27 protein-coding genes are annotated in these 24,935 nt (G+C 50.8%); 25 read left to right on the top strand and 2 right to left on the bottom strand.

Annotated features, from left to right (window positions below; translation table 11 throughout):
• The first annotated feature begins 98 nt into the window (after window positions 1–98).
• The 9 genes from NSQ46_RS15950 to NSQ46_RS15910 all read left to right on the top strand — a co-directional run bounded on the left by NSQ46_RS15950 (window position 99) and on the right by NSQ46_RS15910 (window position 9,762).
• Window positions 99–839: a CPBP family intramembrane glutamic endopeptidase gene (locus NSQ46_RS15950; RefSeq protein WP_007131317.1), complete on the top strand. Its 741-nt coding sequence runs from the start codon at window positions 99–101 to the stop codon at window positions 837–839.
• A 154-nt stretch (window positions 840–993) separates the two neighbouring features.
• Entirely contained in the window at window positions 994–1,281 is a 288-nt protein-coding gene (locus NSQ46_RS15945) for a ribbon-helix-helix domain-containing protein (protein ID WP_232239236.1), read from the top strand.
• Between the two features lie 5 nt (window positions 1,282–1,286).
• Window positions 1,287–2,426, top strand: coding sequence for a DNA polymerase III subunit beta (dnaN, locus tag NSQ46_RS15940; RefSeq protein WP_167324119.1), 1,140 nt, complete (start codon window positions 1,287–1,289; stop codon window positions 2,424–2,426).
• 303 nt (window positions 2,427–2,729) lie between these two features.
• Complete coding sequence (locus tag NSQ46_RS15935; RefSeq protein ID WP_007131319.1) at window positions 2,730–4,094, top strand: cytochrome ubiquinol oxidase subunit I; 1,365 nt, start codon at window positions 2,730–2,732, stop codon at window positions 4,092–4,094.
• On the top strand, window positions 4,091–5,107 hold the full coding sequence (locus NSQ46_RS15930) for a cytochrome d ubiquinol oxidase subunit II (protein WP_341033472.1): 1,017 nt from the start codon (window positions 4,091–4,093) through the stop codon (window positions 5,105–5,107). The genes NSQ46_RS15935 and NSQ46_RS15930 overlap by 4 nt, the downstream gene beginning before the upstream one ends.
• A gap of 69 nt (window positions 5,108–5,176) precedes the next feature.
• Window positions 5,177–7,000, top strand: a complete 1,824-nt coding sequence (gene cydD, locus NSQ46_RS15925; RefSeq protein WP_251534959.1) for a thiol reductant ABC exporter subunit CydD — start codon at window positions 5,177–5,179, stop codon at window positions 6,998–7,000.
• Window positions 6,997–8,718 carry a thiol reductant ABC exporter subunit CydC gene (gene cydC, locus NSQ46_RS15920; RefSeq protein ID WP_251534956.1) on the top strand — a complete coding sequence of 574 codons (1,722 nt, stop codon included), beginning with the start codon at window positions 6,997–6,999 and terminating at the stop codon, window positions 8,716–8,718. Before cydD ends, cydC begins: the two co-directional genes overlap by 4 nt.
• A gap of 253 nt (window positions 8,719–8,971) precedes the next feature.
• Complete coding sequence (locus NSQ46_RS15915) at window positions 8,972–9,319, top strand: cytochrome c (RefSeq protein WP_251534954.1); 348 nt, start codon at window positions 8,972–8,974, stop codon at window positions 9,317–9,319.
• On the top strand, window positions 9,316–9,762 hold the full coding sequence (locus NSQ46_RS15910; protein ID WP_144868519.1) for a disulfide oxidoreductase: 447 nt from the start codon (window positions 9,316–9,318) through the stop codon (window positions 9,760–9,762). The genes NSQ46_RS15915 and NSQ46_RS15910 overlap by 4 nt, the downstream gene beginning before the upstream one ends.
• Before the next feature lie 102 nt (window positions 9,763–9,864).
• Here the strand turns inward: NSQ46_RS15910 and NSQ46_RS15905 are convergent, their stop codons facing one another.
• A complete protein-coding gene (locus tag NSQ46_RS15905) occupies window positions 9,865–10,497 on the bottom strand; it encodes an SCO family protein (RefSeq protein WP_007131325.1) in 633 nt (210 codons plus the stop codon).
• 241 nt (window positions 10,498–10,738) lie between these two features.
• On the opposite strand from NSQ46_RS15905, the gene NSQ46_RS15900 reads away from it, so the two are divergent.
• The 10 genes from NSQ46_RS15900 to NSQ46_RS15855 all read left to right on the top strand — a co-directional run bounded on the left by NSQ46_RS15900 (window position 10,739) and on the right by NSQ46_RS15855 (window position 17,760).
• Window positions 10,739–11,110: a hypothetical protein gene (locus NSQ46_RS15900; RefSeq protein ID WP_144868521.1), complete on the top strand. Its 372-nt coding sequence runs from the start codon at window positions 10,739–10,741 to the stop codon at window positions 11,108–11,110.
• The gene (locus NSQ46_RS15895) at window positions 11,107–12,435 is read left to right on the top strand and encodes a right-handed parallel beta-helix repeat-containing protein (RefSeq protein ID WP_341342007.1); all 1,329 of its coding nucleotides are present in this window, start codon (window positions 11,107–11,109) and stop codon (window positions 12,433–12,435) included. Before NSQ46_RS15900 ends, NSQ46_RS15895 begins: the two co-directional genes overlap by 4 nt.
• Window positions 12,432–13,037 carry a nitrous oxide reductase accessory protein NosL gene (locus NSQ46_RS15890; protein WP_007131328.1) on the top strand — a complete coding sequence of 202 codons (606 nt, stop codon included), beginning with the start codon at window positions 12,432–12,434 and terminating at the stop codon, window positions 13,035–13,037. The genes NSQ46_RS15895 and NSQ46_RS15890 overlap by 4 nt, the downstream gene beginning before the upstream one ends.
• Window positions 13,034–13,855, top strand: coding sequence for an ABC transporter permease subunit (locus NSQ46_RS15885; RefSeq protein WP_007131329.1), 822 nt, complete (start codon window positions 13,034–13,036; stop codon window positions 13,853–13,855). Before NSQ46_RS15890 ends, NSQ46_RS15885 begins: the two co-directional genes overlap by 4 nt.
• Entirely contained in the window at window positions 13,848–14,582 is a 735-nt protein-coding gene (locus NSQ46_RS15880) for an ABC transporter ATP-binding protein (RefSeq protein WP_342573907.1), read from the top strand. Before NSQ46_RS15885 ends, NSQ46_RS15880 begins: the two co-directional genes overlap by 8 nt.
• 149 nt (window positions 14,583–14,731) lie before the next feature.
• The gene (locus tag NSQ46_RS15875) at window positions 14,732–15,058 is read left to right on the top strand and encodes a redoxin domain-containing protein (RefSeq protein ID WP_341342006.1); all 327 of its coding nucleotides are present in this window, start codon (window positions 14,732–14,734) and stop codon (window positions 15,056–15,058) included.
• The gene (locus tag NSQ46_RS15870; protein WP_341342005.1) at window positions 15,006–15,248 is read left to right on the top strand and encodes a redoxin domain-containing protein; all 243 of its coding nucleotides are present in this window, start codon (window positions 15,006–15,008) and stop codon (window positions 15,246–15,248) included. Before NSQ46_RS15875 ends, NSQ46_RS15870 begins: the two co-directional genes overlap by 53 nt.
• A gap of 63 nt (window positions 15,249–15,311) precedes the next feature.
• Window positions 15,312–16,142 carry a histidine kinase gene (locus tag NSQ46_RS15865; RefSeq protein ID WP_144868527.1) on the top strand — a complete coding sequence of 277 codons (831 nt, stop codon included), beginning with the start codon at window positions 15,312–15,314 and terminating at the stop codon, window positions 16,140–16,142.
• A gap of 1 nt (window position 16,143) precedes the next feature.
• Window positions 16,144–16,797 (top strand): response regulator transcription factor, encoded by a 654-nt coding sequence (locus NSQ46_RS15860; protein ID WP_144868529.1) that lies wholly within the window; start codon window positions 16,144–16,146, stop codon window positions 16,795–16,797.
• Between the two features lie 276 nt (window positions 16,798–17,073).
• A complete protein-coding gene (locus NSQ46_RS15855) occupies window positions 17,074–17,760 on the top strand; it encodes a sulfite exporter TauE/SafE family protein (RefSeq protein ID WP_340900588.1) in 687 nt (228 codons plus the stop codon).
• 17 nt (window positions 17,761–17,777) lie between these two features.
• On the opposite strand, the gene NSQ46_RS15850 is transcribed toward NSQ46_RS15855, so the two are convergent.
• Window positions 17,778–18,182 carry a FixH family protein gene (locus NSQ46_RS15850; protein WP_341342004.1) on the bottom strand — a complete coding sequence of 135 codons (405 nt, stop codon included), beginning with the start codon at window positions 18,180–18,182 and terminating at the stop codon, window positions 17,778–17,780.
• A 238-nt stretch (window positions 18,183–18,420) separates the two neighbouring features.
• Here NSQ46_RS15850 and NSQ46_RS15845 point away from each other — a divergent pair, with 238 nt between their 5' ends.
• From NSQ46_RS15845 to NSQ46_RS15820, 6 genes are all read left to right on the top strand, one after another.
• Window positions 18,421–18,525: a DUF6254 family protein gene (locus NSQ46_RS15845; RefSeq protein ID WP_222119631.1), complete on the top strand. Its 105-nt coding sequence runs from the start codon at window positions 18,421–18,423 to the stop codon at window positions 18,523–18,525.
• A gap of 380 nt (window positions 18,526–18,905) precedes the next feature.
• A complete protein-coding gene (locus NSQ46_RS15840) occupies window positions 18,906–19,946 on the top strand; it encodes an NDP-sugar synthase (protein WP_341342003.1) in 1,041 nt (346 codons plus the stop codon).
• The gene (locus tag NSQ46_RS15835; protein ID WP_341342002.1) at window positions 19,943–21,103 is read left to right on the top strand and encodes a glycosyltransferase family 4 protein; all 1,161 of its coding nucleotides are present in this window, start codon (window positions 19,943–19,945) and stop codon (window positions 21,101–21,103) included. The genes NSQ46_RS15840 and NSQ46_RS15835 overlap by 4 nt, the downstream gene beginning before the upstream one ends.
• Window positions 21,078–22,118, top strand: a complete 1,041-nt coding sequence (locus NSQ46_RS15830) for a glycosyl transferase (protein ID WP_341342001.1) — start codon at window positions 21,078–21,080, stop codon at window positions 22,116–22,118. The genes NSQ46_RS15835 and NSQ46_RS15830 overlap by 26 nt, the downstream gene beginning before the upstream one ends.
• An 84-nt stretch (window positions 22,119–22,202) precedes the next feature.
• A complete protein-coding gene (locus NSQ46_RS15825; RefSeq protein ID WP_341342637.1) occupies window positions 22,203–23,621 on the top strand; it encodes a phosphomannomutase/phosphoglucomutase in 1,419 nt (472 codons plus the stop codon).
• Window positions 23,622–23,918: 297 nt separating this feature from the next.
• Window positions 23,919–24,926: an AraC family transcriptional regulator gene (locus NSQ46_RS15820; RefSeq protein ID WP_028404268.1), complete on the top strand. Its 1,008-nt coding sequence runs from the start codon at window positions 23,919–23,921 to the stop codon at window positions 24,924–24,926.
• Window positions 24,927–24,935 lie beyond the last annotated feature (9 nt).

Raw genomic sequence — 24,935 nt, 5'->3', positions numbered from 1 at the left:
GTAAAGGGGGATAGCTGCGCATTTTATACTGGATTGGATCCCAATCCTGATAGAGCTCAACGTTTAGTAAAAATCACACAGAAAGGAAGTTGTCCTGCTTGTTAGAACAATTCATGGACTATTCATTGCGAATTATGCCGGGGATCCTGTTGTTAATCATGGCGTATTTGTTGTTGCCAAAGCAGACAGTAGAGGCAAGGCTTTTCATTCTCGTATTGGGATTCATTTTAATCCGGGATGCCATGACCCCTCTCGGCTTTTGGAAACTGGGGGCGACAGGGCAAACCGTATGGCTTCGATTTCTTGATGATGGGTGGTTACTCGTCACGCTTGGCATGATGTCGCTCATTCTTACTTTCAGTATCGTTGTTACGAATAAACCTTTATTAAATCTCCTGTTCTGGTGCGGCAAAGGCAAGGCGGCTTCTGTTTTCGCCGGAATGCTGGGTGCTCTGATTGTCGTCCTACCGTTTGCTCTAATCTATTCCTTCATCGATCTGGAAGAGCGAGGAGGAGCGGTTCCTCCTTATGTTTTGCTTCCGTTACTTTTTATGGCATTGGCCGGCAACTTCATGGAAGAGGTGCTGTTTCGGGGGTATTTACAGGGGTACTTTGAACGAATTAGCGGACCTATGAAGGCAGCTGTAATTTCGGCAATTCTCTTTGCAACCGGGCACATCTTTTTGGCACTAACGGTAACGGATATTGGGGGACCGATTTTACTATTTACCTTGTACGAGGGAATCGTATGTGCTTATGTCCGCATGAAATATGGCATCCTTCCATCGACCTTGACGCATGGGCTCGCGATATTCACATTAGCCTCCGGGTTAATATAGCGTGGTGTTTAGGGGAATTGACAAGATGCCGGTTATAACAAGGGGAACAGCACTCACAATATATCCATAGCGTAGAAGCTACGGGCACTTTATTAGTTTTTTTATTTGTTGCCGGATAGAAAAATGTGGTACGATGTAAGTAGCGATATTGAAAATGGTAACCAAAATCAAAACAAAGGACTGGTATACTTTGAACGATGATCAAATAAAAATTGGTCTTTCAAAAAAGAACGGTCAACTAGGTTTCATGTTTACTCGCGGGGGAGCGCGCGAGGGAGCTGGAAGAAAAGGGATCGGAATGACGAGGAAGATATCTTTGACTCTAACTGAAGAAATCTGGGAAGAAATTGATCGTGAATGTGGGGAGCTGGAGATCTCTCGATCTGCATATTTAAGGAACATGATTGAATCATACTACGCTGCAAATAAGAAAGACGGGTGAATTCGTTGTTAATACACATTTCAAGGGAATTACTCGTCAAGGCCATTCAACATGTATATAAAGCGGTATCAAATAACGGTCGCGGGTCTATGATATCTGTAATAAACATATTGGTTCAGAATGAATGGATTTTTATTAGCGGTACTGGTACAAGTCTGGCAGTTCAATACAAGGTTTGCACTTCAGATAGTAAGGTCCGAATATTTAATCAAGGGAGTATTACCTGTCAAGCGAATTATTTATATGAAATTAGCCGTAAATTAGTGGATGATATTGTAATTATTGAGGTAATTGAACAGCGAATATTATATATAACATCCGGAAGTACACAGGTTCGGTTGAACGGGATGTTACATACTGACATCCCATTTTTTTCTCAAAATAAATATCAGCAAACAACCAATCAATTTATTGTACCGTGCAACTTGTTAGTACCTATGATTAAACAGGTAGCGGGGGTCGCTTCAACTACTGACGCTAAACCGGTTTTTATGGGGGTGTGCTTGGAGATTCAAGGAAGTCAACTCACGATGATTGCTACAGATGGAGTCGTGCGAATGGCTAGATGCTCAATCCCGATTGAGAACGATGCTGGGTGGACGGGAATCTCCATTATCCCTGCTACGAGTTTGATAGATATAGCTAAAATGCTGACCAATGACGGCTTTACCGATGTAGTGATAGAATTAAATCATTATGAAATAAGATTTATGACTCCTAATTTGCTTATTAAATCGGCAGTGATTGAGGGATTATATCCCTCAACCCGAAATCTAGTCCCACATATTCATGTATCCGAGGTTGTCCTAGACAATATATCATTTAGACAATTGCTAGATCGCGTGTCTGTGCTGGCTGGTTATCATCTCGTAACAATGCAAATATCAGAAGGAAGATTGACCCTCTTGTCAAATACGGCAGAGATTGGTGGTATAAGTGATGAGTTGGATTTAAAAGAGCAATCCGGAGAGAATTTTAGCATAACGATTAATGGGAAGTTTCTTATTAGTACGTTACGGTGCGTCAATGAAGATTACATCCGGATACGTTTTACCGGTTCGAGGAGTCCTATTTTATTACTTCCAGTCCGCGAAGAAAGAGATTGGCTGTTCTTGTTAACTCCCGTCTTGACCAAATCTTCTTAAAGAGAATCTTCCAGTTTTAATGTATTAATGGAAAATGCAAGAATTTAGTCAGCCATAAAATTTCCGCCGAGAACTTCAAGGCGCAAATACCACACATCAGCTAAAGCTTCAATGGCTCGATGGAGTGGTTTTTTTGTTTTTCACCGAGTTGTCGAAAAGATTCGATGCTTTCATGAACGAGACGCTTTCGTGATTCATTTGAGAGATTGCTTCGTTATAATATCGTTTAAATATCGGGTATGTATTGGTTAGGGCTTATCCCGATCAACGAGTGTGCAGGGTTTTGAAAGGAGGCAGTTTATTTTGGTTATAGATACCGTGCTTTGGAGCAAATGGCTAACCGGGCTGACGCTTGCGTTTCATGCGATCTTTGCGACGGTTGGCGTCGGGGTGCCGCTGATGATCGCCATTGCCGAATTCGTCGGAATTCGCAAGAAGGATCCGCATTACCTGCTCATGGCCAAAAGGTGGACGCGGGGCTTTGTCATTTCCGTGGCAGTGGGCGTGGTGACCGGAACGGCGATTGCATTGCAGCTTGCGCTCGTGTGGCCGAACTTTATGCGTCTGGCAGGGAATGTTATCGCGCTTCCTTTGTTTATGGAGGTTTTTGCATTCTTTTTTGAGGCCATCTTCCTCGGGATCTATATGTACACGTGGGACCGGTTTCGCAATCCGTATATCCATTGGCTGCTGACAATTCCGATTGTAGCGGGGGCCGGCATGTCCGCATTTTTCATCACGTCGGTGAATGGATTCATGAATCAGCCCGAAGGCTTTGTCATGGAGGCTGGCCACTTTACGGCCGTGGATCCCGTGCAAGCGATGCTGAATACGGCAACTCCCTCAAAAGTGTTCCACGTCCTAACCTCGGCCTATTTGACGGGAGCCGCCTTGCTGGCGGGAATTGCAGCCTACGTTATTCTGAGAAAAGGAGCATCGGCTTATTACAAAAAAGCGCTGAAGCTCATGATGGCTATTGTTCTGGTGTTCAGCGTGCTGACCACCTTAGCCGGGGACCTGTCCGCCAAATTCCTGGCGGAGCATCAACCGGAGAAGCTGGCCGCCGCGGAATGGCATTTTGAGACGGAGCGCGGTGCGGATCTGATTTTATTGGGCTGGCTGAATGCGGAGCAGAAGATCGTGGGTGCGCTCCACCTTCCGAAAGCGCTCAGCTTTCTGGCCTTTGGAGACTTTGATGCCGAAGTGAAGGGGCTGGAGGAGTTTCCGCCAGGTGAATGGCCGCCGCTGCTCGTACACTATTTGTTTGATTTCATGGCCATGATCGGTTTTGTGATGTTGGCCGTCGCATTTCTGTATTTCTTGTTCTTGTTCTGGAAGAAACGAAATTCGCTCAATAAGTGGCTGCTTCGGGCCATCGTCGCGTGCATCCCACTGGCGTTTCTGGGTGTTGAGCTGGGCTGGTTCTATGCGGAGCTCGGACGGCAGCCGTGGATTATTCGCGGATATATGCGCGTAGAGGAGGCGGCTACGACATCACCGAATGTGAGGATTCTCTTCTTCCTGTTCCTGCTGCTGTATATTGTGCTCGGCACGATGTGTGTCTTTGTCCTGAGACGCTTGTTCCGTAACAAACCGGCAGAGGCCGAGCTCGAATCGTTAAGGCAAGAGAAGTTTATTCAATCCATGGAAAAGGGTGAGCCGGTATGATCAGTTACGAGTTGATAGGCATCTCGGTGCTTTGGCTGTTTTTATACGGCTATTTAATTGTAGCCTCCATTGATTACGGCGCTGGCTTTTTTGCCTTCTATGCCCGGCTGACCAAACAGGATCATCTGATCAATCGATTGATCTCCCGCTATTTATCGCCGGTTTGGGAGATTACCAATGTGTTTTTTGTCTTTTTCTTTGTCGGCATCGTCGGTTTCTTCCCTGATACGGCCTATTATTATGGCTCTTCGCTGCTTGTTCCGGGGAGCATTGCCGTGATTTTGCTGGCCATTCGCGGTTCCTTCTACGCATTCGAGAATTACGGCTCCAAAGAAAACATCGTCTATCTGTTTCTGTACGGGGCTACAGGTTTGTTAATACCGGCATCCTTGTCGGTCGCACTGACGCTTTCCGAAGGCGGTTTTATCTCAGAGGCAAGAGGCGCGGTTACGCTGGATTATTGGGCGCTGATCACAAGCCCGCTGTCGTGGAGCATCGTGGCGCTGGCTATCGTATCGGTGCTGTTTATTAGCGGTACGTTCCTGGCCTTCTACGCTTCCCGGGCAGGCGATCAGCCAGCCCTAAAGCTGATGCGGACCTATGCCATGTTCTGGAGCACGCCGACGATTATTGCCGCGCTCACGGCATTTATTTATCTCAGTCAACATAATGAGCGGCATTTTCAGAACATGATGGACTTATGGTGGCTGCTGGCGCTGTCGGTTGGTTTCTTCATGATCGCGCTGTGGCTGCTGTACAGCGGACGCCGATACGGACTGGCCTTCATTTGCGTCATGCTGCAATTTTTCTGCGCGTTCTTCGCGTACGGCATCGGGCAGTATCCATATATATTGGATCCGTACATTACCATTCAGAGCGGCGCTACGCATGAGTCGATGGGAGCTGCGCTTGTTGCGGCCTTTATCGGCGGGCTCTGTCTGCTGATCCCGTCCCTGATTCTGGTCTTCCGGCTCTTTCTGTTTGATGCGGATTATGTCAAAGGCAAAAAATAAGGTGGGCGCTTGTCCCGCTACAATTAGGATTACCTTGGAGGGAGTGCGTAAACAGGAGGTGGAGATTACTTGAAAAAGAAAAGCAGCCTGCTGTCTGAACAAATGTCTGCACAGAGGAAACGTCTTATCCTCTTAGGGTTCACGTCGCTTGCGCTCGGTGCAGCCATCACAGTCCAGGCGGTGCTGCTCGCCGAAGCAGTCGAGAGGATTTTTGTTCAGAGATCGTCCTTGGCGTCGGTTGCTGGTATTCTTGGTGCATTGATTGGCGTGATGGCAGCGCGGACGCTGCTGTCGTATGGAAACGGGAGAATCGGCTTGCAAATGGCTTCCAGTGCCAAAACGAGCATGCGAGCAGCGGTGCTTCGTAAACTGTCCAATGCTTCGATGCCGATGTCGCTTCGCGGGCAAACGGGCGGCAAGGTGAGTGTGGCGCTGGATGCCGTGGATGAGGCGGACAGTTACTTCAGCCAGTATATGCCGCGAATGATGGAAGCAGCGGTTATTCCTGTCCTGATCTTGATTATGGTTTTTGCTCAGCATTTGAATTCCGGCTTGATAATGCTAGCGACAGCTCCTTTTATCCCGATATTTATGATTCTCGTTGGGCTGCAAACAAAGAACAAATCGGAGGAGAAATTTGCGCAGCTGGCCGAATTCTCCGGCACGTTTCTAGACTCCCTTCAAGGGCTGGTTTCGCTCAAGCTGTTCGGGCGGGCTCACCTCCAGCAGCAGGCAATTGAACGCAGCAGCTTAGGCTATCGCGATGCCACGATGGGGATTCTGCGGATTGCGTTTACCAACACCTTCATGCTGGAGTCCATCGTCATGCTGAGCATAGGCATTGTTGCGCTTGAGCTGGCCCTGCAGCTGCTTGTTTTCAAATCGCTGTCCTTTCAGACCGCGTTCTTTATCCTGCTGCTGGTGCCTGAGTTTTACAGCCTGCTAAAAAACACGGGAACGGCTTTTCACAGCGGGCGTACAAGCATGGGGGCAATTCGTAAAGTTGAGGAGCTGCTCGCGGAAAGAAGTGAAACCGAGGCTTTATTAACGAATTGGCAGGATGGCGGCGAAAATATGGATAAAACGCAACAGACCGAGCAGATGGATCCAGCGGATACTCCTGGGTTTGCCGATCGGAGCTCGATTCGGATGCCGCCAACCATCGAGCTGAGAGATGTCCGATTTCGGTATGCACCGGATTCGTTCGAGCTTGCAGTCGGCTCTATATCGTTTGGAGCGGGGGAGCAGATCGCCATCGTCGGAAAAAGCGGGTCCGGCAAAACCACCTTGCTGCATCTTCTTGCCGGGCTGCTGAAGCCGACGTCGGGGGAAGTGCTGGTGAACGGACGCCCGCGTTGGCAAATGGACGAGGCTCTATGGTTTGACCAAGTTAGTTATATTACGCAGCATCCCTATATTTTTGCCGGTACGTTAGCCGAGAACATTGCAATTGGCGCAAGCCGGGAAGTCTCCCGGGACGAAATGGTGGAGGCCGCGAAGGCCACCGGGCTTGCAGTTGTTGCAGACGAACTGGAGTTAGGCTATGACACCCCCGTCGGCGAAGGAGGCCGGGGGTTATCAGGGGGCGAGAAGCAAAGGCTGGCGCTGGCGCGCGCTTTTTTAAAGCGGCCCGCGGTTATTTTGTTCGACGAGCCTACGGTGGGACTGGATTTGCACACCGAACGCGTGCTGCAGCGGTCCATTGCCGAGCTGGCAGGCAGCGCAACCATGATTACCGTAGCCCACCGATTGTACACGATCCGGCATGCCGACCGGATATTGTATATGGACGACGGAGTGCTTCTGGACAGCGGGAGCCATGAGGAGCTGCTTGCACGGCTGCCCCAGTATGCCGAAATGGTCAATGCGCAGCGGAAAGGGGGATTTGCATGAGTGAGCTGGCGATTCTAACCAGAGCCATGATTCAGGAGCGGAAGGATATTGCCATCGCAATCGTCGGCGGATTCATTGCCGGCATCGCAGGGGTAAGCCTGTTTTCCGCTAGCGGATATTTGATCTCCCAGACCGTATTTGCCCCGCCGCTCTATACCTTGATCGTCCTAACCTCCCTCGTGAAGATTCTTGGATTGCTGCGGGCGGCTAGCCGCTACGCCGAGCGCTTGTATTCCCACCGGGCGACATTCTCGATGCTCAGCCGGCTGCGCACCTCATTTTTTGCCAAGCTGATTCCTTTGACCCCCGGCATTTTGGGCAGAAACCGCAGCGGAGACCTGCTTGCACGAATCGTTGGGGATGTGGAAAGCCTGCAGCATTATTTTTTACGCGTCGCCTATCCTCCGGTCATTGTTGTCATGGTGTTTCTGGCTACGGTAATATTCACCTCCGTCTTTTCGATCTGGATTGCCTGTTTGTTCGTGCTGGGGATGCTGATTACGGCTTTTGTGGTTCCTGGAATCGTGCTGCTGGGGCAGCGTAGAAGACAGGGGCGCGTACGCGAGAAAAGGGCCGAGCTGTCCACGGAAGTGGCCGAAATGCTGTATGGTTACCGCGATCTAAAAGTATACGGGCAAATGAAAAAGCGCGAGCAGCTTCTGCAGGATGCCTCCGCCGCATTGGCGGCCGAGCAGGAGACGGCAGCGCGCCACTTGCTGCGCGGTCAATCGCTGCATGCTTTCGTGGCCTATCTTATTTCCTGGGGAGTGCTGGTCCTTGGCGCGGTATTCATCATGAACGGTTCGCTAGCCGGCGTATTTCTCGCCATGCTGGTCATGGCTTCGCTGACTGTATTTGAAGAGGCGGCCCCAATGGCCACACTTCCTGCTTATAAGCAGGATAGCGAGCATGCGGCCAATAGGCTGGCGGAAACGGTTCTTGACGCTGATCGGCGGCAGCCCCAGCCAAGCGGTGCTTTATCCACCGATAAAGCCGTATCAGTCGAGCTGTGCGGTGTTTCGTTTCAGTATGAAGATGAATGGCGTCCTGCGCTGAAAGGCATTACCCTGTCTATTCCGCCGGGATCCAAGACCGCGATTGTCGGTCCGAGCGGCTCAGGAAAATCAACCCTCATCGATTTACTGCTCAAGCTGCGCGTGCCAACAAGCGGCCAGATCCGATTGAACGATATATCGGTTCAAGATCTGAATGAAGCGAGCATTTGGCAGGCGTCGAATGTGGTGCTGCAGCACAGCCATTTTTTCCGGGGGACGATCCGGGACAACCTGCTGCTGGACGAGGAATCCTATACAGACGAGGAGCTGGCGGCAGTATTGGAGAAAGCGCTGCTTCCGAACAAATCGCTTGATGATCCCGTATATGAAAAAGGAGAGAATTTGTCAGATGGGGAGAAACAGCGCTTGGCCTTGGCCAGAGTGATGCTGCGCAAGGGACGTTTATGGCTTCTGGACGAACCGACGTCTTCCCTGGATTACGTGACGGAACAGCGTGTTCTCTCGCATTTGTTGACGGAAGCTGCCGATGATACCCTCCTGCTGATTTGCCATCGGCTGACCGGTTTGGAGAAAATGGACCGGATCGTTGTCCTGGACCAAGGGAGGGTTGTTGAAGCGGGAACGTATACGGAGCTGATGGAACAAAAGGGATATTTTTATGAGATGAAGCTCATTGAGCGGCAAATGATTGACGAGGCGTAAAGATAGAAATGCGACGAATCACCAACCGTTAAAAACCGATTGTTCAGGCTCCGGCTGTCGAGAATGTCTCGACAGCTATTTTTTTGTATATTGGCCATCTATCCTCCAACCGCAAATTTCACAGAAGTGACGGCATTACAGGTTAATATCATACATCTATAGCCCGAAGGAGCCATTTAAAACAACTATCAATCGAGAGACAATGAGAAGGTTAATGCAACGGATTTGAGATAAGGTTGAAGGGAGAATCATCATGAAAACCATTGGGTTAAAACCAATATTGACATTGGTGATCGTAGGATTATTGACAGCCTGCGGGGGTGAGAAGAGTGGTGAAGCGACGGCAAACACGGAGAGTCCGATCCCGGCTGTTTATAAACAGCGCTGCTTGTCCTGCCACGGGGATCAGCTTGAAGGAAGAGTCGGTCCCAATTTGCAAACCGTGGGAAGCCGTCTCACCGAGGAAGAGATCGCCGGGATTATTTCCGATGGAAAGGGCGGCATGCCGGCTTTCGGAAAACGGCTGAGTGAGGAGGATCTTGCATCCGTTTCCGCATGGCTGGCCGAACAACAAGAGAAAGGAAGAAACGATAACCGATGAATAAAACGGGAGCCTGGTTATTATTCGCATGGCTGGTAGCAGCTGCGGCCACTAGCGGCAGTTTGTTTCTTAGCGAAGTATGGCATTTCACGCCATGCGTCTTATGCTGGTATCAAAGGATTTTCATGTATCCATTAGTCATTCTCTTGGGTATCGCGGCTTACAGGCAGCAGACATTTATTATTCCTTACATCCTGCCCCTGATTGTCATTGGCGGAGGCATATCAACTTATCATATCATCATTCAAAAGCTTCCGCGTTCGTCAGATGCCGCCGCATGCGGGCCGGTGTCTTGCCTGGACGACTACTTGAATTGGTTCGGGTGGCTGACCATTCCGATGCTGGCACTCGCGGCATTCCTGCTGATCGCTGCAGCACTTGGGCTGGCCGTGCGCGCGCAGAAACAAGAACAAGGCAATGAAGAAGCGGATGCGCATGTCTAGGATCCCTTGAGGAAATATCAATCCTTGGAGGAAGCTTCTCCTCATGGCGCGTGGACATGAACAGCGCGATATTGCCTGAAATGAACAAGAACAGCAGCCGGATTAGGATTTCCGCTGCTGTTCTTTTAATAAGGTCTGGATATCGGCCAAAATCTGATCATTCTCCATATCTTCACCCATTCGGTAAATACGGCGTACACGCTGCTGGCCGTCAATCAATAGCAGTGATGTGACGGAGTGCGCAAACAAGCCGTCATCCAGGCGTACGATCGAAAAATTGTACTGGGAAGCAAGCTCCTTCACCTCATGTTCTTCTCCACGAAGCAAGGTCCAGCCGCTCTGATCGATTCCCATTCGATCCGCATATTGCCGCAGCACCTCAGGCGTATCGTTATTCGGGTCGAACGTGATCGACACAAACTCAACGCCGTTCCCAAAACGTCCCTGTTCTTGAAGCTCTGCCTGAAGCGCGACCATATTCGCGGTTGTCGCAGGACAAATGTCCGGGCATCGTGTGAAGATAAATGAGGTTAGGCGGATCTTCCCGTCGAAATCCTTGTCCGTTACGGTTTCACCTTCAAGATCAGTTAATGCGAATCCAGGGGATTCCATTTTGACCGGAAGCGAATCCGAACGGAACGAGGATTGCAGCACCAAGTAACCCACAGCAGCGATACAGAGAATGATGATTGCCATAACATATCGGCGCATTGAAGATTTGCGAGCTCGTGACATTCCGTTTATCCTCCATATTCTTTGGTAAATAACGGTTTCAATTGTACTGAAAATGGTGCTGCCTTACCATGACTCCTTAGAGCCATGGAATCCCCTCTGGAATAAAGCCCTTTCCTTTCCCGACACAAATGTGTCGATGTTCAACTATGGAAATAGCTCTTATGAGTTATAGGAGCGAACGATTGAACTTGCTACAATCTGGGATATTACATCGGTACAGGAGAGGGAGGGAAGTAAGCATATGAAGCAAAGGATCGTTTCGCTCGTGTTGGTTCTATCGCTTATCGGAACGATGATGGCTTGTTCGAGCGAAGAACCTGTTGATTTGGAAACTGTTCAAGCGGAGCTGACGACAAATCCGGAGACCGTCATCGCAGGAAGCCAGGCGGATATGAAAGTAACGGTTACCGGAATGAAGGTATCGGACACGGCACGGGCAACTTTCGATGTGCGGATTGGAGATGAGCCGGTGCTTATGGATGCGATTCATGAAGGGGATGGCGTATTCAGCGGAGCATTCACCTTCCCGGGCAAGGGCGTTTATACCGTCTATATTCACTTGTACGAGGACGATATCCATATCACGAAGAAGAAGCAGGTCGAGGTCAAATGACAAGGTCAATCAACAAATGGGCTCTTCTCGCACTATTGGTTGTATTGGCGATGATGCACGGAAGTCCGGCCCGGGCGGAGGACGAGCTGATGGGCCTTCAAGAGATCGTGGACCAGGCCAATCCGGGGGCCACGCTAGTGCTGAAGCCTGGCACATACCAGGGACCGGTTGTCGTTAACAAGCCGTTAACGATACGGACGGAGGGTGAAGGGAACGTCGAATTAATTAATAGAAGTCAGCTTCCTGCCCTATCGATCGATGCTGACGGCACAACGGTTGCCGGACTCCATATTACCGACGGAATGGTTAAGGAAACGCCAACGGTGCTCGTCAGAGGTCATCGAGCTGTTTTGAACGGCCTCTACATTCGGACTGGCGGGGATGGAATTGCGGTCCGTGACGCGGATGAAGGCTTGGTGACGAATACTACGATCGATTGGGCGGCTGAAGGCGTGCGACTGGCGGACAAAGGGAATGGCGTGGATGTGTTCAATGGGCATCGCTGGAGGTTCATGGACAATACGATTCGAGATGTTCATGACGGCATCTATATGGAAAACAGCGATGATACGCGTGTAACCGGAAACCGGATTGAACGTTCCCGGTATGGAATCCATTGCATGTACACGAATCGAACGGTCATCGAACGAAACGAAGGCAGCTTGAATGTGACCGGTGCCATGGTGATGACGGCCAGGCAAGTATCCGTTATCGGGAACTCGTTCTCCAAGCAAAGCGAAAACGTGAATTCGCAAGGGATCTTGCTGTATGACACGCATGATTCGATTCTGGCAGACAATACGGTTGATGGTAATCGGGTCGGCCTGTATGTTGAGCTGTCGACAGGAAACCGATTGGAGAATAACGAGGTTCGTTACAATTTTGTGGGGATCCAGCTTCTGGACTCCAGCTCCAATTCCATCACCGGCAACCGGTTTACCGGCAATGTTGCGGACGCCCAGGCACGGAGCAGCGAGGACAATAGGATCATCGAAAACTATTGGGACAATTTCCGAGGCATCGATGCAAATGGAGACGGGAACAGCGATATTTCATACGCGATTAACCCGTTGTTTCAGGAACTGACGAAAAAACGCCCGGCGTTCCAATTGTTCTTCCAATCCCCGGGGATGGTGTTCCTCGAAGGGCTCTATCAAAGTGACCGGGATCGCTGGACTACGGATGCTGCTCCGTTAATGACGCCTCCTATGAGTGAAAACCAGATCGGGGATGCGGAAGGGAGAACCCTTACAGGGATAGCCGGACTCGTGTTATTAGGATGTACCGGGACACTATTTTTTTGGATGAGGAGACGAATGTCATGAGTAAAGGAATGAAATTGAATGCGATCCTCGCAGCATTGCTGCTGCTTCTATCCGCTTGCGGGGGAGAAGCTTATAAACCGCAAGCCATTAACGAGGAAACGGATGTATGCGTGATCTGCAAGATGGCGGTTAAAGATGATCAATATGCGACTCAAATCGTAACCAAAGACGGTCAATCGCTTAAATTCGATGATATCGGTTGTTTGAACACATGGAAGATCGAGAATGGGACCGATACGATCGGAGCCGCCTTCGTCCGGGATTACAACAGCAAGCAATGGCTTCGTTACGAGAAGGCTTACTATGCTTATGATCCTTCCTACAAAACGCCGATGGCTTACGGGATTTTGTCATTTGAGAAGGAAGAAGACGCCAAAGCTTATATTGAAGAACAAGGTACGGGGAAGCTGATGACGGCCGATGAGCTCCGTGATCATTCGTGGGAGGTCAATCGCGACATGATGGATATGGAAGGGATACATGATCATGGTCACCCGCCTGTTGAGGAACAAGATGAAGCTGCGGATCATGATCCTCCAGCGCATCAAGAAGGGCATTCGACACCTCCTGAACCTCCCGCATCCGGAGGCCATGGCTCATGAAAGACATGAAATACGTCGCTATACGCGAGATGAACATCGGGTTTCGCAACCCTTGGGCATATTCATTCATGGCTCTTTTCGCAGTATTCATGCTCAGTTTGCTAATCATACATACCCAAGGGGGTGTGAGCGGATTTTCCGGCACCAGCGGAACCATGTTAAACCTGGCGTTGTACTTGCTCCCCTTGATGGCCCTGATGCTGGGCTCATTCTCCTTAACCGGCGAGAAGGAAGAGGGCAACTGGGAGCTGCTATCGACGTATCCGCTTGGCACTTGGCCGTTTCTGGCAGGAAAATATATCGGGCTGTCTGCAGTGCTGCTCTCCATCGTCGCCTTCGGATTCGGGCTGTCCGGGTCGGCAGGCTGGCTTCTCGGCAGCGGTTTTGATTTTTTAACGTACAAGCAGCTGCTGGGCTTCTCAATCGGGTTATCTCTGTTTTATCTCGGCATTGCCATGTTGATCGGTACGCTCGCCCGCAACCGCTGGCAGGCTTTAACGATAGCGGTAGGCGTCTGGTTCTTCACCGTCATCGCATGGCCATCGCTCCTCATTGCTATGCTGGGCATGATGCCATATCTCTGGATTAAGCCGGCGATAACAACACTTACTTTTCTGAATCCGGCTGAATTGACGCGTTTGTTTACCGTCGTCAAGTTAGGAGGAGGCTCGACGCTGGGGCCTGAATATTACAAATGGATGATATGGATCCGTTCACCCTGGGGCACGCCCGTTTTTGCGGGTGTGATGCTCGTATGGATAGGTGCTGCTCTTGCCGCTGCTTATGGTTTATGGGAAAGGGGAAGAGGTCGTGGGTGATCAGCTCGTACGATTCGATGCGGTTCATAAGGCATTTAAGGGAAAGGTTGTCATTGAAGAATTGAATTTGAAGGTCGCTCACGGCGAAGCGGTCGCTTTGTGCGGAGGCAACGGAGCTGGAAAAAGCACCTTGCTGCGGATGCTGGCGGGAATCTTGCACCCGACGAAGGGTGTTATCACCGTCAACGGGCAGACATGCCGGGACAATCGGCGGGAATATGCCCGGCACATCGGTTATATGCCGGATGATTATCGCTTTAGTCCAGGATTAACGGCACTGGAGACCATGCTGTTCTGGGCCCGGCTTCGCGGACTCGGGCAAGCCCGTGCACGGGAAGCGTTATCGATGGTTGGTCTCTCGGATACCGGCAGCAAATCCGTGGCCTCCTTCTCTAAGGGCATGAGACAGCGGGTATTGTTCGCGCAAGCGATACTGGCACGGCCGCTGCTCGTCATTATGGATGAACCGACGAATGGCCTTGATCCTTACTGGATGGATACGTTCGTCATGCTCGTTCGCCAGGCAGTCGCCGAAGGCCAGACGATCCTCTTCTCCACGCACCAATTGGAAATTGCCGAAGCTTTGGCGGATCGGATCGTTTTTTTAAGGGATGGGAATGTGGTGCTGGACGGGAATACGGGAGAGCTTCGACAAACATATGGAGCTGAGGGGATGCGCAGAGCATTCCGGGAGTTGTTTGGGATAAACGGAGGAAGCCCGAAATAGCGAAGCAGGCAGCGAGTCCGCAGGCGGGCCGCTGTCTTGTTTCACTTTACGTGAGGCGATGGCCGGCGTTCAAGCCGCCCGTCAGGCTATTATTTAAGAGCTTAACGGCCAACATGTATGTCTAATTTGTGAGCAAGGAGATGAACAGGGTGATCCGCAGAATGATTCAGTATATGCTATTGATGGTTGTCCTAATCGGAGGCGTGTATGCCGTGTCACGTTTTTTGGGTGATCCGCAGGTTCTTGCTATTCCAGGAGAAGCAGCGCCGGAGTTCTCAGCCGTGGATCTGGAGGGGACAGAAATCCGTCTTGCCGATTACAAAGGGAAGGGCGTTGTCCTGAATTTCTGGGCCTCCTGGTGCAATCCGTGCGTCAACGAACTGCCGCTTCTTAACGAGGCTCATAAGGTTAACAGGCGTGGACATGCTGGCGATCAACGTGGGGGAGGGCAAAGAAACGGTGCAGCATTTTGCTGACCGGTATGACCTCGAATTTCCGATCGTATTGGACTCCGAGATGAACATTAAACAAAAGTATCAATTGGTCGGAATGCCTCTTACGATCATCATTGATGAAGACGGGACTTTGGTGGAACGACACGAAGGGGAGCTGACAGAGCTGGAAGACATCATATTCCTGATGAATCGGATCAGGCAAGACGATTAACATTCGCTAAAAGTTCCCAATGCAATATAATGGATCCATGCATCAATCAGCTAGAAGGGGAGAATGATTGTGACCTATAAACAAAACAAATGGCTGATTCTTACGATACCTACCCTGACGATCGGGGTCTGGGAGTATGTCCGGCATGAGTTTCTGCTGCCGTATATTTCGATGGAGCTTGGAAACTGGCTTGCCCCGGTCATTGTGCTGCTCGTATCCTTGCTGTTTTTGACCAAATTATTTGCCATGATCGAACATAATCAAGAGGAGCTTAATCGTGCAAAAGCGATCCGCGCCGTGCTGGAGGAACGAGAGAAAATCGCAAGGGAGCTTCATGACGGCATCGCGCAATCCCTGTTCTTTTTGAACGCGCAGATCTCGCAAATGGACCGCATGAATCAAGCAGACGGACTTCCGCTTCATAAATTGAAGGAGAGTGTTCATCGCACCAATGATTATGTCAGACAAGCCATCGCCAATTTGAGGCATGAAGCCGATGCGGATAAAAATCCGTGGCTGCAAGGCATTGAGAGCTTAATCGATGAGCTGCAGCAGGAAACCGCTCTGGAAATTGAGACGAATTGGCGCATTCCGGAAACGATGCTGTCTTCCAAAGAGCGAGTAGAGTTATTCGCAATCATCCGCGAAGCGCTGCTTAACATTCATAAGCATGCGGAGGCGAAGCAAATCCGAATCGAAGCGCGACCAACAGAATCGGGGTGGATGTGCCAGGTCGCGGATGACGGCAAAGGCTTTAACCCAGATGATATGATGATCCGTAATCGATACGGGATCCAAATGATGCGCGACCGTGCCAAGGCGATGTCCTGGCACTTCAGCCTGGAACGTAAAGATGGGGACACGCTGGTAATCGTTCGAAAGGGGGCATATTGAAATGTCAAAATTCCGGGTGTTAATTATCGATGATAACGAGATGGCCAGAGAAGGGATCCGAATGATCCTGGAAAGCGATCCTGTCTTTGAAGTCGTGGCGGAAGGAAGCAGCGGAGAAGAAGCCATTACCTTAAGTGAATATTGGATGCCGGACCTGGTGCTGATGGATATTCAAATGCCGGGAATGGGCGGCTTGGAAGCAACGAAGAAGCTTAAAGAAGCCTTCCCCTATATCAAGGTCGTTATGGTTACCGTATCCGACGATATTGCGCATTTATTCGATGCGCTTAAGAAGGGCGCCCAGGGCTATTTGTTGAAAAATATGGAGCCTGAAGCGTGGCATGAATATTTAAGAGCAGTCGCCATCGATGAAGCGCCGGTAACGCGCGAGCTGGCGTTTCGAATCCTCAAGGAAATGTCCCCGAAGCGTGCGGACGAGGTTCAAGATCATCCTTTAACTGAGAGGGAGCATGAAATTCTAGTGCTCGTTGCCGAGGGAATGAGCAATAAGGAAATTTCAGGCGATCTAAGCATTTCAGAGCATACGGTGAAAAATCACCTGAAGAACATCCTTCAAAAGCTGCACTTGGCCAATCGGGTTCAGATTGCGCGTTATGCTTATGAACAAGGCTTGGTAGGCAAGAAGCAGCAATGAAGCAGCAATGAAGCAGCAACGAACCAGCAATGAAGTGCAAGTTAACAATGAAGTAGCAAAGATGTAGCAGGCTTTGATGGAATAGCGATTGGCGATAGGCTGCTATACTTGCGCCGCAGCTTTCTAACCTGAGACATTCTTATCCTTCAATCGGCTTCATATAATGAACAGGTATCTCCCATTTCATGCCGGCTTATCCGATCAGCGTTTAAGTCGCAATGGAGGTACCAGCAGCAATGTGAAGCATGAGGCAGTTTTCAGAAGGGAGTAATCGTCTTGGATACAGCAGGAAACAGCTTGGCGCTCGTTGCCCTTACCGGATTGATGGGTGCACCGCATTGTTTCGCGATGTGCGGAGGCATCGTGTCGTCGGTTGCACTTCGCGCACAAGGCTCGCCAATGGCTTTGATCCTCGCATATAACGCAGGGAGAGTAGCAACTTACGCGGCAATCGGCGGTTTTATGGGCTTGGTCGGCTCTTTTCTGGATACTGCAGCCGGATTCGTCGGGCTCCAATCTGCGGCCAGCATCATTGGCGGCTTGCTGATCTTGTTATGGACCTTTCGTCGGTATACGCTCCCGATGTTTCGCACGCATCCATATAAAAATTCTCGCGTTCAGTCGAAGCTGCAGCAGCTCGGACAACGTTACGAAATTGTTGCAACCTTTTTGACCGGGATTCTGCTGGGCTTTTTGCCATGCGGCTTGACTTATGCAATGCACATGAATGCTGCCGCCTCGGGAACCGCAGCAGAAGGTTCGCTGATTATGCTGGTGTTCGGAATATCGACGTTTCCGGTCTTGCTTCTGACGGCGATGTCTGCGGGAAGCCTTACGAAAAGATGGCGCAGAGCGATGCGCAGGATCGGCGGATATCTGGCCGTCTTGATGGGGTTGCTGTGCATTCTGAAAGGTCTAAGTGCGAATGGCTGGATACCTTCCGTGCACCCTTGGCTATGGTGATGGGGGGCTTTTTCTCTTTAATGAACCTTAAAAACGGTGCTGACTTTTACATACCGCTCCTTCCACTGTAATTCGGCTTCGGCTTGCCATTTCCCGCGCATGACGGGCACCACTGTCGCATGATATACCCCGGGTTGAATCTCTTCAATGGAAGCAGGAAAAACCCCGCAAAACATATCCGGCATGGTAATGTTCAAATCGAAATCCGCGCCTGTTACGGGTATTCCGGATAACTCGTCAATTTGCAGCTCAAAGGTGGTCTCCTGCATCGATACCGCTGATGAATCAATCGGTGTTATTTGCATGCGGATTTGATCATCGATATAAAGAGCCTCTGCTGATGGATGGTCTTCCACTAGACGAAACAAAATGAACAAGAGCATAAAACCAAACAACAACAGGATGATCCATTTCGCTTTCATGCTTCGCCTTCTTCCTATAATTCATAACGTTAATTACTGATGTTATATGTATCTGACATGCAGAAAATGCCGGAATATGTGCTGGAGTGCAGCTAAAGCATACATAAGAAAACATAAGCAAAAGGGACTATCTCCATTATCTATGCTCTTGCCCCCAGGCGCATGAATGAACAAGGCTTAATATTGAAAACCTATGGAAGTGGTATACATTCTCGATTTCCGAAGGAGGAAGACTGACATGGCTCACCAGAAGAGAAGGAAAGAAGCTGCCTGGAAGTCGCGTAAGCAAGCACAGCACCCCCATGGAAAAATCAGATCGCTCAAGGAATTGTCCGGCGAATAGGATGAGGAGTATACTGCTTGGAAGTAAAGGACTGTCGGTTAGTTTTAACTTGCCGGCAGTCTCTTTTTTATGAAAACGGGCGGTCCTGCGACTATATTCATGATCGATTCATGGCAAAAAACGAAGAAATCATGAGATTTCAAAAGAAAAAAGAGGATTTTATGCTTTGATTTCAGGCGGAATGCGAGACATTATGTCCTGATCAACTTGAAGATTCAAAGAACTATTCCATAAAATACTATATTATCAGCACTCGACATTATAGAGTGCTAACAAATCAAGGGCGAAGGAGGGAAGCCGATACAATATTAGCGTCAGTGTTCAAAGCTGGCGTAAGCTTGTTTGTCGAAACATTTTTTGGGAACAGGAGGATTTCGAAGATGAATGTACTGTTACTTGCCGGTGGATTGGGAACCCGACTTAGACCGATGACGGAGAACATGCCGAAGCCGATGGCACCGATTCTGAATCGTCCGTGGCTGGAACATCTCATTCTTCATCTGAAGGAACAAGGCGTTCACCGTTTCGTTATCGCCCTTAAGCATCATCCCGAAAAAATAAAAAACCATTTCGGCGACGGCCGCCGGCTGGGCGTGTCGATCCAGTATGCGCTTGAAGATAAGCTGCTGGGGACTGCCGGGGCGATCAAGAATGCCGAGGCTTTACTCGATGAACAATTTATTGCCATGAATGCGGATATCGTCCACGATATTGAACTGAAGCCGCTGCTGGATTTCCATCGATCTCACGGAGGAAAGGTAACGATCGGTCTGACAGAGGTTGAGGACCCTAGCGCGTACGGGGTCGTTGAGCAGGACGATACGGGGCGCATCTTGCGTTTTGTGGAGAAGCCCCGCTTGGACGAGGCCCCTTCGAGACGGATCAACGCAGGTATTTACATCATGGATAAAAGCGTGCTCGCAGCGATTCCGTCCGATCGGGAGGTCTCCATTGAACGCGAAACGTTTCCACATCTCATCCGCGAAAATATGGGAGTCTTCGGTACGACGATTCAAGGCTATTGGGCGGATATGGGCACCAAAGACAGATACCGCAAAATTCACTGGGATCTCTTAACGAGACAGAGCCGGATCCAAATTCCCGGACACGTCCAGGATCAAGGCATCTGGATCGGCAAGGGCTCTAAAATCGGAGCCGGCGTCCTCCTCGTTCCGCCGGTATTGATGGGAGATCACGTACGAATCGGAGCACGGGCCGTCATCGGGCCTCATGTGGTGCTCGGCAACAAGTGCACGATCGGCCCGAACGTCCGGCTATCGGAAACGATCCTGTGGGACGGCTGCCGGGTAAACGAGGGAGCGTACTTAAACAACTGCATATTCAGTTACAATCTCGAGCTCGGCCCAAGACATATTTTGCATGAAGCCGTAATGAACCGACTGGGAGTGATGCAAGCATGACCCGGGTGGCTTATATCAGTACTTACGTTCCGAAGAAATGCGGCCTGGCCACGTTCACTTTTCATTTGCGCCAGGCGGTCCATGCAGTGAAGGAGTGGAAAGCGAAGGATCCCGTCATCGTGCTCCACGATGGGGAATCCGATGGCCTGCAGGATCCGCTGCTGTGGCTGCTGCGTCGCGATTGCGAGAACGATTATGAGAAGATGGCGTACAGAATCAACCAGTCCGAAATCGAGGTCGTCTCTCTCCAGCACGAGTTCGGGATATTTGGCGGCGAGGCCGGCCGGCACATCTTGCGTTTCATCCGCAATCTGAAAAAACCGCTGGTGACTACGTTTCATACGGTGTTTGAGTTGCCCCGTGAACCGTACGCAAGCATTCAGCGGGAAATCGCCGAGCGAAGCGACCGGATCGTCGTGATGAACCGCAAAGCGATATCTTATTTAAACCGCTCGTTCGGCATTCCGGAGGAGAAAATCGTCTTTATACCGCACGGTACGCCCGAGCCCGATACGGAGCGGCGGCAGGCATTCCGGGAGCAGCTGGATTGGGCCGATCGCAAGGTGCTGATGACGTTCGGGCTGCTGAGCCGCGGAAAAGGAATTGAATTGATCTTGAGGATTTTGCCTGAAATCGTTAAAAAGGTGCCTCAAGTGCTGTATGCCATCGTCGGGCAAACGCATCCGGAGGTCAAGAAATGGGAAGGAGAGAAGTACCGCGAAGAGCTGAAGGCCATGATCGCTGACAGCGGGATCGGTGACAATGTCGTCATGATCGACCGTTACATGGAGGAGAATGATCTGGTGCGCCATATTACGGCATGCGATGTCTACGTGACACCTTATCCGGGTATGGAGCAGATCACCAGCGGAACGCTTGCCTATGCGGTCGGCTTGGGACGGCCAGTGGTTTCGACTCCGTACTGCTATGCACAGGATTTGCTCGCCGATGAACCCGAGCTGCTGATTCCTGCTGATGACGAGGCGTTATGGCGGGAACGGATCGTGTCGCTGCTGACCAACGACGTGATGCATCAAGATGTCGTCCGGAAAATGAAGCGGCTGGGGCAAACGATGCATTGGCCAAGCGTCGGGCATGAGTACAACCTTCTGTTTACCGAGGTGGGGAGACATGGAAAGGCGATCCGTTCGGTTTGACCATCTGATCAAGATGACCGACGACACTGGCATACTCGAGCACGGGTTCGGGACGATCCCCCGCCGCAACGAAGGATACAGCACGGACGACCAGGCCCGTGCGTTATGGGTTTGTCTCGAATGGTTCAAGCATGGGCGTCCTGAAGACCAACAACAACTTGAGCGGTTAGCCGAGATCTATATCGCCTTTTTGCTGTGGGCGCAAAAGGAAGATGGTCATTTTCATAACAATTTTGCCTATGACCGGAGCAAGGAGCCGGAAATGCCTTCCGACGATTGCCTTGGACGCTGCCTTTGGGCTTGTGCGAAGGCAATGACAGCAGCACCCGCCCCTTCGTTTGCGATGGTCGCTGAATCGATCTTTCAAAAAGCGCTGCCGCAGGTTGACCATTTGCGGTATCCGCGCGGATGGGCTTACAGCATCGCCGCACTCGGCACGCTGCAGCGTGCCGGATATGATATCGATCTGACCTCCCATATCCAAAACCTTGCCGAACGGCTGTCCGCGCTCTATCGCAGAAGTTCGGCTCCAGGCTGGTCTTGGCTTGAATCGGAGATCACTTACAGCAATGCCGTGCTGCCATGGGGGATGCTGTGGGCTCATGAAATGTTGAACCGGACGGACTTGCTTGACATCGCTTTGAGTTCCCTTGACTTCCTAATCGGTTTGTCGCAAAACGAAGCGGGACAGATCCGGCCGGTAGGCAGTCAAGGGTGGTGCCGCCCGGGATATCGGGCTTTGTGGGACCAGCAGCCGATCGATGTCATGAAGCTGGCGTTAGCGTCTGCCAAGGCCTATGAGCTGACGAACATGCACAATTATAAATCGGCCGTCACGAAGTGCCGCGATTGGTTTTACGGCGGCAACGATCTCGGAGCCCCAATGATTAACGAGCGGGACGGCAGCTGCTGCGACGGCTTGAGCGCCGACGGACCGAATATAAACTGCGGGGCGGAAGCCGTCATCTCTTACTTGATGACCGAAGCTATTTACGAAGAATGGATACAACATTAAGCGCAATTCGCCATTATCCAATAGACATCATACAAAAAGAGGTGGACAACGATGCCTTTGACCAAAGAACTGCAGGAGCAGGGGATGCCAACCCTTGAAGGGGGGGCTTCCATCCCCTCCCATGTATTCCGCGAATATGATATTCGCGGCAAAGCGTATGAAGACATTGACCTCCCTTTTTGCTATTGGCTGGGGAGAGCTTTCGGCGAAACCTTGAAGAAGGCCGGCTTGAATAAGGCCATTGTCGGCCACGACAACCGGAAATCATCCCCGGATTTTCACCGGGCCCTGATTGCCGGCTTGCAGCAATCCGGATGCGAGGCGATTGATATCGGCGAAGTGACAACGCCGATGTTCTACTATGCCATGCACCATTATCAAGAGCCAAGCGGCATCATGATTACGGCCAGCCATAACCCCGGCGACGAAAACGGATTTAAAATCGCCATGGACTATACGACGATTTATGGAGAAGAAATCCAAAAGCTGCGCAGCCGCATGCTTGGCTTGGCAGCCGAAGGCAAGCTGCCGTCCGGTTTCGATTATGACGAAGAAGGTCTGCGATGCGAAAGCGTCGAGGAGCCTTATTTGGACATGCTGGCAGACAAAATCCGGCTGAACGGCCGGAAGCTTAAAGTCGTGGTCGATTGCGGCAACGGTACGCCGTCGCCATTTGCCCCCAAGGCGCTTCGACGCTGGGGGTGCGATGTGGTAGAGCTGTATTGCAAATCGGATCCGGATTTCCCGAATCATCATCCGGATCCGGTAGAGCCGAAAAATTTGCGGGACCTGATCGACGTCGTGAAGAAAGAAAGAGCCGACATCGGCATCGCCTTCGACGGGGACGGCGACCGCCTTGGGGTGGTGGACGAACAGGGCGGCATTTTATGGGGCGATCAGCTGATGATCCAGTTCTGGCGTGAAGTCCTGCCGAAATATCCGGGCTGCAAAGCGCTGGTGGAAGTCAAATGCTCGAAAGCGCTGGTCGAAGAGATCGAGAAGCTGGGCGGCGAGCCGGTCTTCCATCGAACAGGACATTCCCACATTAAAGCGAGCATGCGCAAATTGGATGTGCCGTTTACCGGCGAAATGTCCGGGCATTTATTCTTCCGCGATGAATACTACGGATTTGACGACGCGCTGTATGCCGCTGGACGACTGTTGCGGATATTGAGCCGGGATTCGCGCCCGCTGTCCGAATTATTCTCCGACGTGCCAAGATATTGCGCGACCCCTGAAACGAGGGTTCCATGTGACGACGATGCGAAACAACAGATCATTCATAAAGTGAAGAACCATTTTGACGGGAAGCACGAGCTGATCGACGTAGACGGCGTACGCGTGCTGTTCCCGAACGGCTGGGGGCTGGTTCGCAGCTCGAACACCCAGCCGATCCTGGTGCTTCGGGCAGAGGCCGATACCGAGGCAGACTTACATGAAGTCAAAGCCCGCCTGGAACAAGCGCTCCGCGAGGCAGCGCCGGGATTGCAAATTCATTGGTAAGCACGAGGAAGCTTCTGCGGCGATCATGCCGCGGAGCTTCTTTTTTTGATAAGGAAGGGGTTCTATTGGGGACTAGATGGAGTGTTGCAGCGCCATTTAAAGGAAGCGACATGAATTTTTTAGTGCAAGATATCGTGTTCTTGGGACGTTCTTCAAAGATATGGCCGTATTTGATGATTCAATGTAAGTTTCTGCTAGTTACATCGCAAGATTCGGGAGGTACTATAGTAAGTAACCCTTTGTCAGACATCAGACAAACATAATCATTGTGTAAATATTAAAGGAGGCTGCCTGCGTATGAAGTCTCATACCTCCGACCGCATTAAAATGCCGCCAGGCTTTTGGTCCGGCATTCGTCAATTAGGGCTCGCTGATCAAGACATCGTACGAAAAGCGCGGCTTCCGCTGACGATCATCAATGAATCCGAGGTAACTGCCACCCAATATTATTCAATTTGGAAGGCGTATACCGATCTTATAGGTGATCCTGCACTAGGAATCATCAAGCTAGCGACGGCTTTTGAAACGGCGAAGTACCCGCCCTCCGTCTTAGCGACTTACCATGCCCGTGACTATAGGGATGCCCTTAACCGAATGGTCCGGTACAAGAGGCTGTGCCCTCCTGGAAGATTACGCATGAGCGAGGAGGGCGGGTACTGCACGATGGACTTGGATTGGCTGGAGACGGAAGAGCCTGGTCCGCCGATTCTGCTTGGCATCACGCTTGCATGTCTACTGGAGTTTGGCCGCCGGGGAACCGGTCAGCATGTGTCGGCACATTCGCTTGAGTTATCGGAGTCCGTTGGCAATGCAGAGGCCCTCGAGGCATACTTTGGCTGCCGCATCCGGTTTGGAGGCAAGCGCAACCGCTTGACGCTGCATCAGAAGGACTTGGATCTTCCTTTTATGTCGTTCAACGAAGAATTGCTTGAGATCCTGACTCCCGCTCTGGACCAATCGCTCCATGATCGGCAGTTAGACCCGTCGATAGCCGATAAAGTCAAATGGATCATGAAAAGAAGCCTGGCAGGAGGACGACCAGATATTTTGCCTATTGCCAGGGAGCTCGGAATGAGCGGCCGTACCCTGCAGCGCAGGCTCACTGACGAGAATACAAGCTTCAAGCGGCTGCTGACAGAGGCTAGACATGAGCAAGCATGCGAATACTTGACGGATCCCTCGCTGGATACGAAAGAAATCGCTTTTCTGCTTGGATACGAAGACTTGAATTCGTTCTACCGGGCTTTCCGTCAATGGGAAGGGGATACCCCAACCAATTGGCGTTCTGTCCATTCGGCTTCCTGAGCAAAAGAT

It is taken from the genome of Paenibacillus sp. FSL M8-0142 (assembly GCF_038597315.1).
GTDB classification, from domain to species: Bacteria; Bacillota; Bacilli; order Paenibacillales; family Paenibacillaceae; genus Paenibacillus_AQ; species Paenibacillus_AQ lactis.
This window is presented reverse-complemented; position numbering and strand designations above follow the sequence as displayed.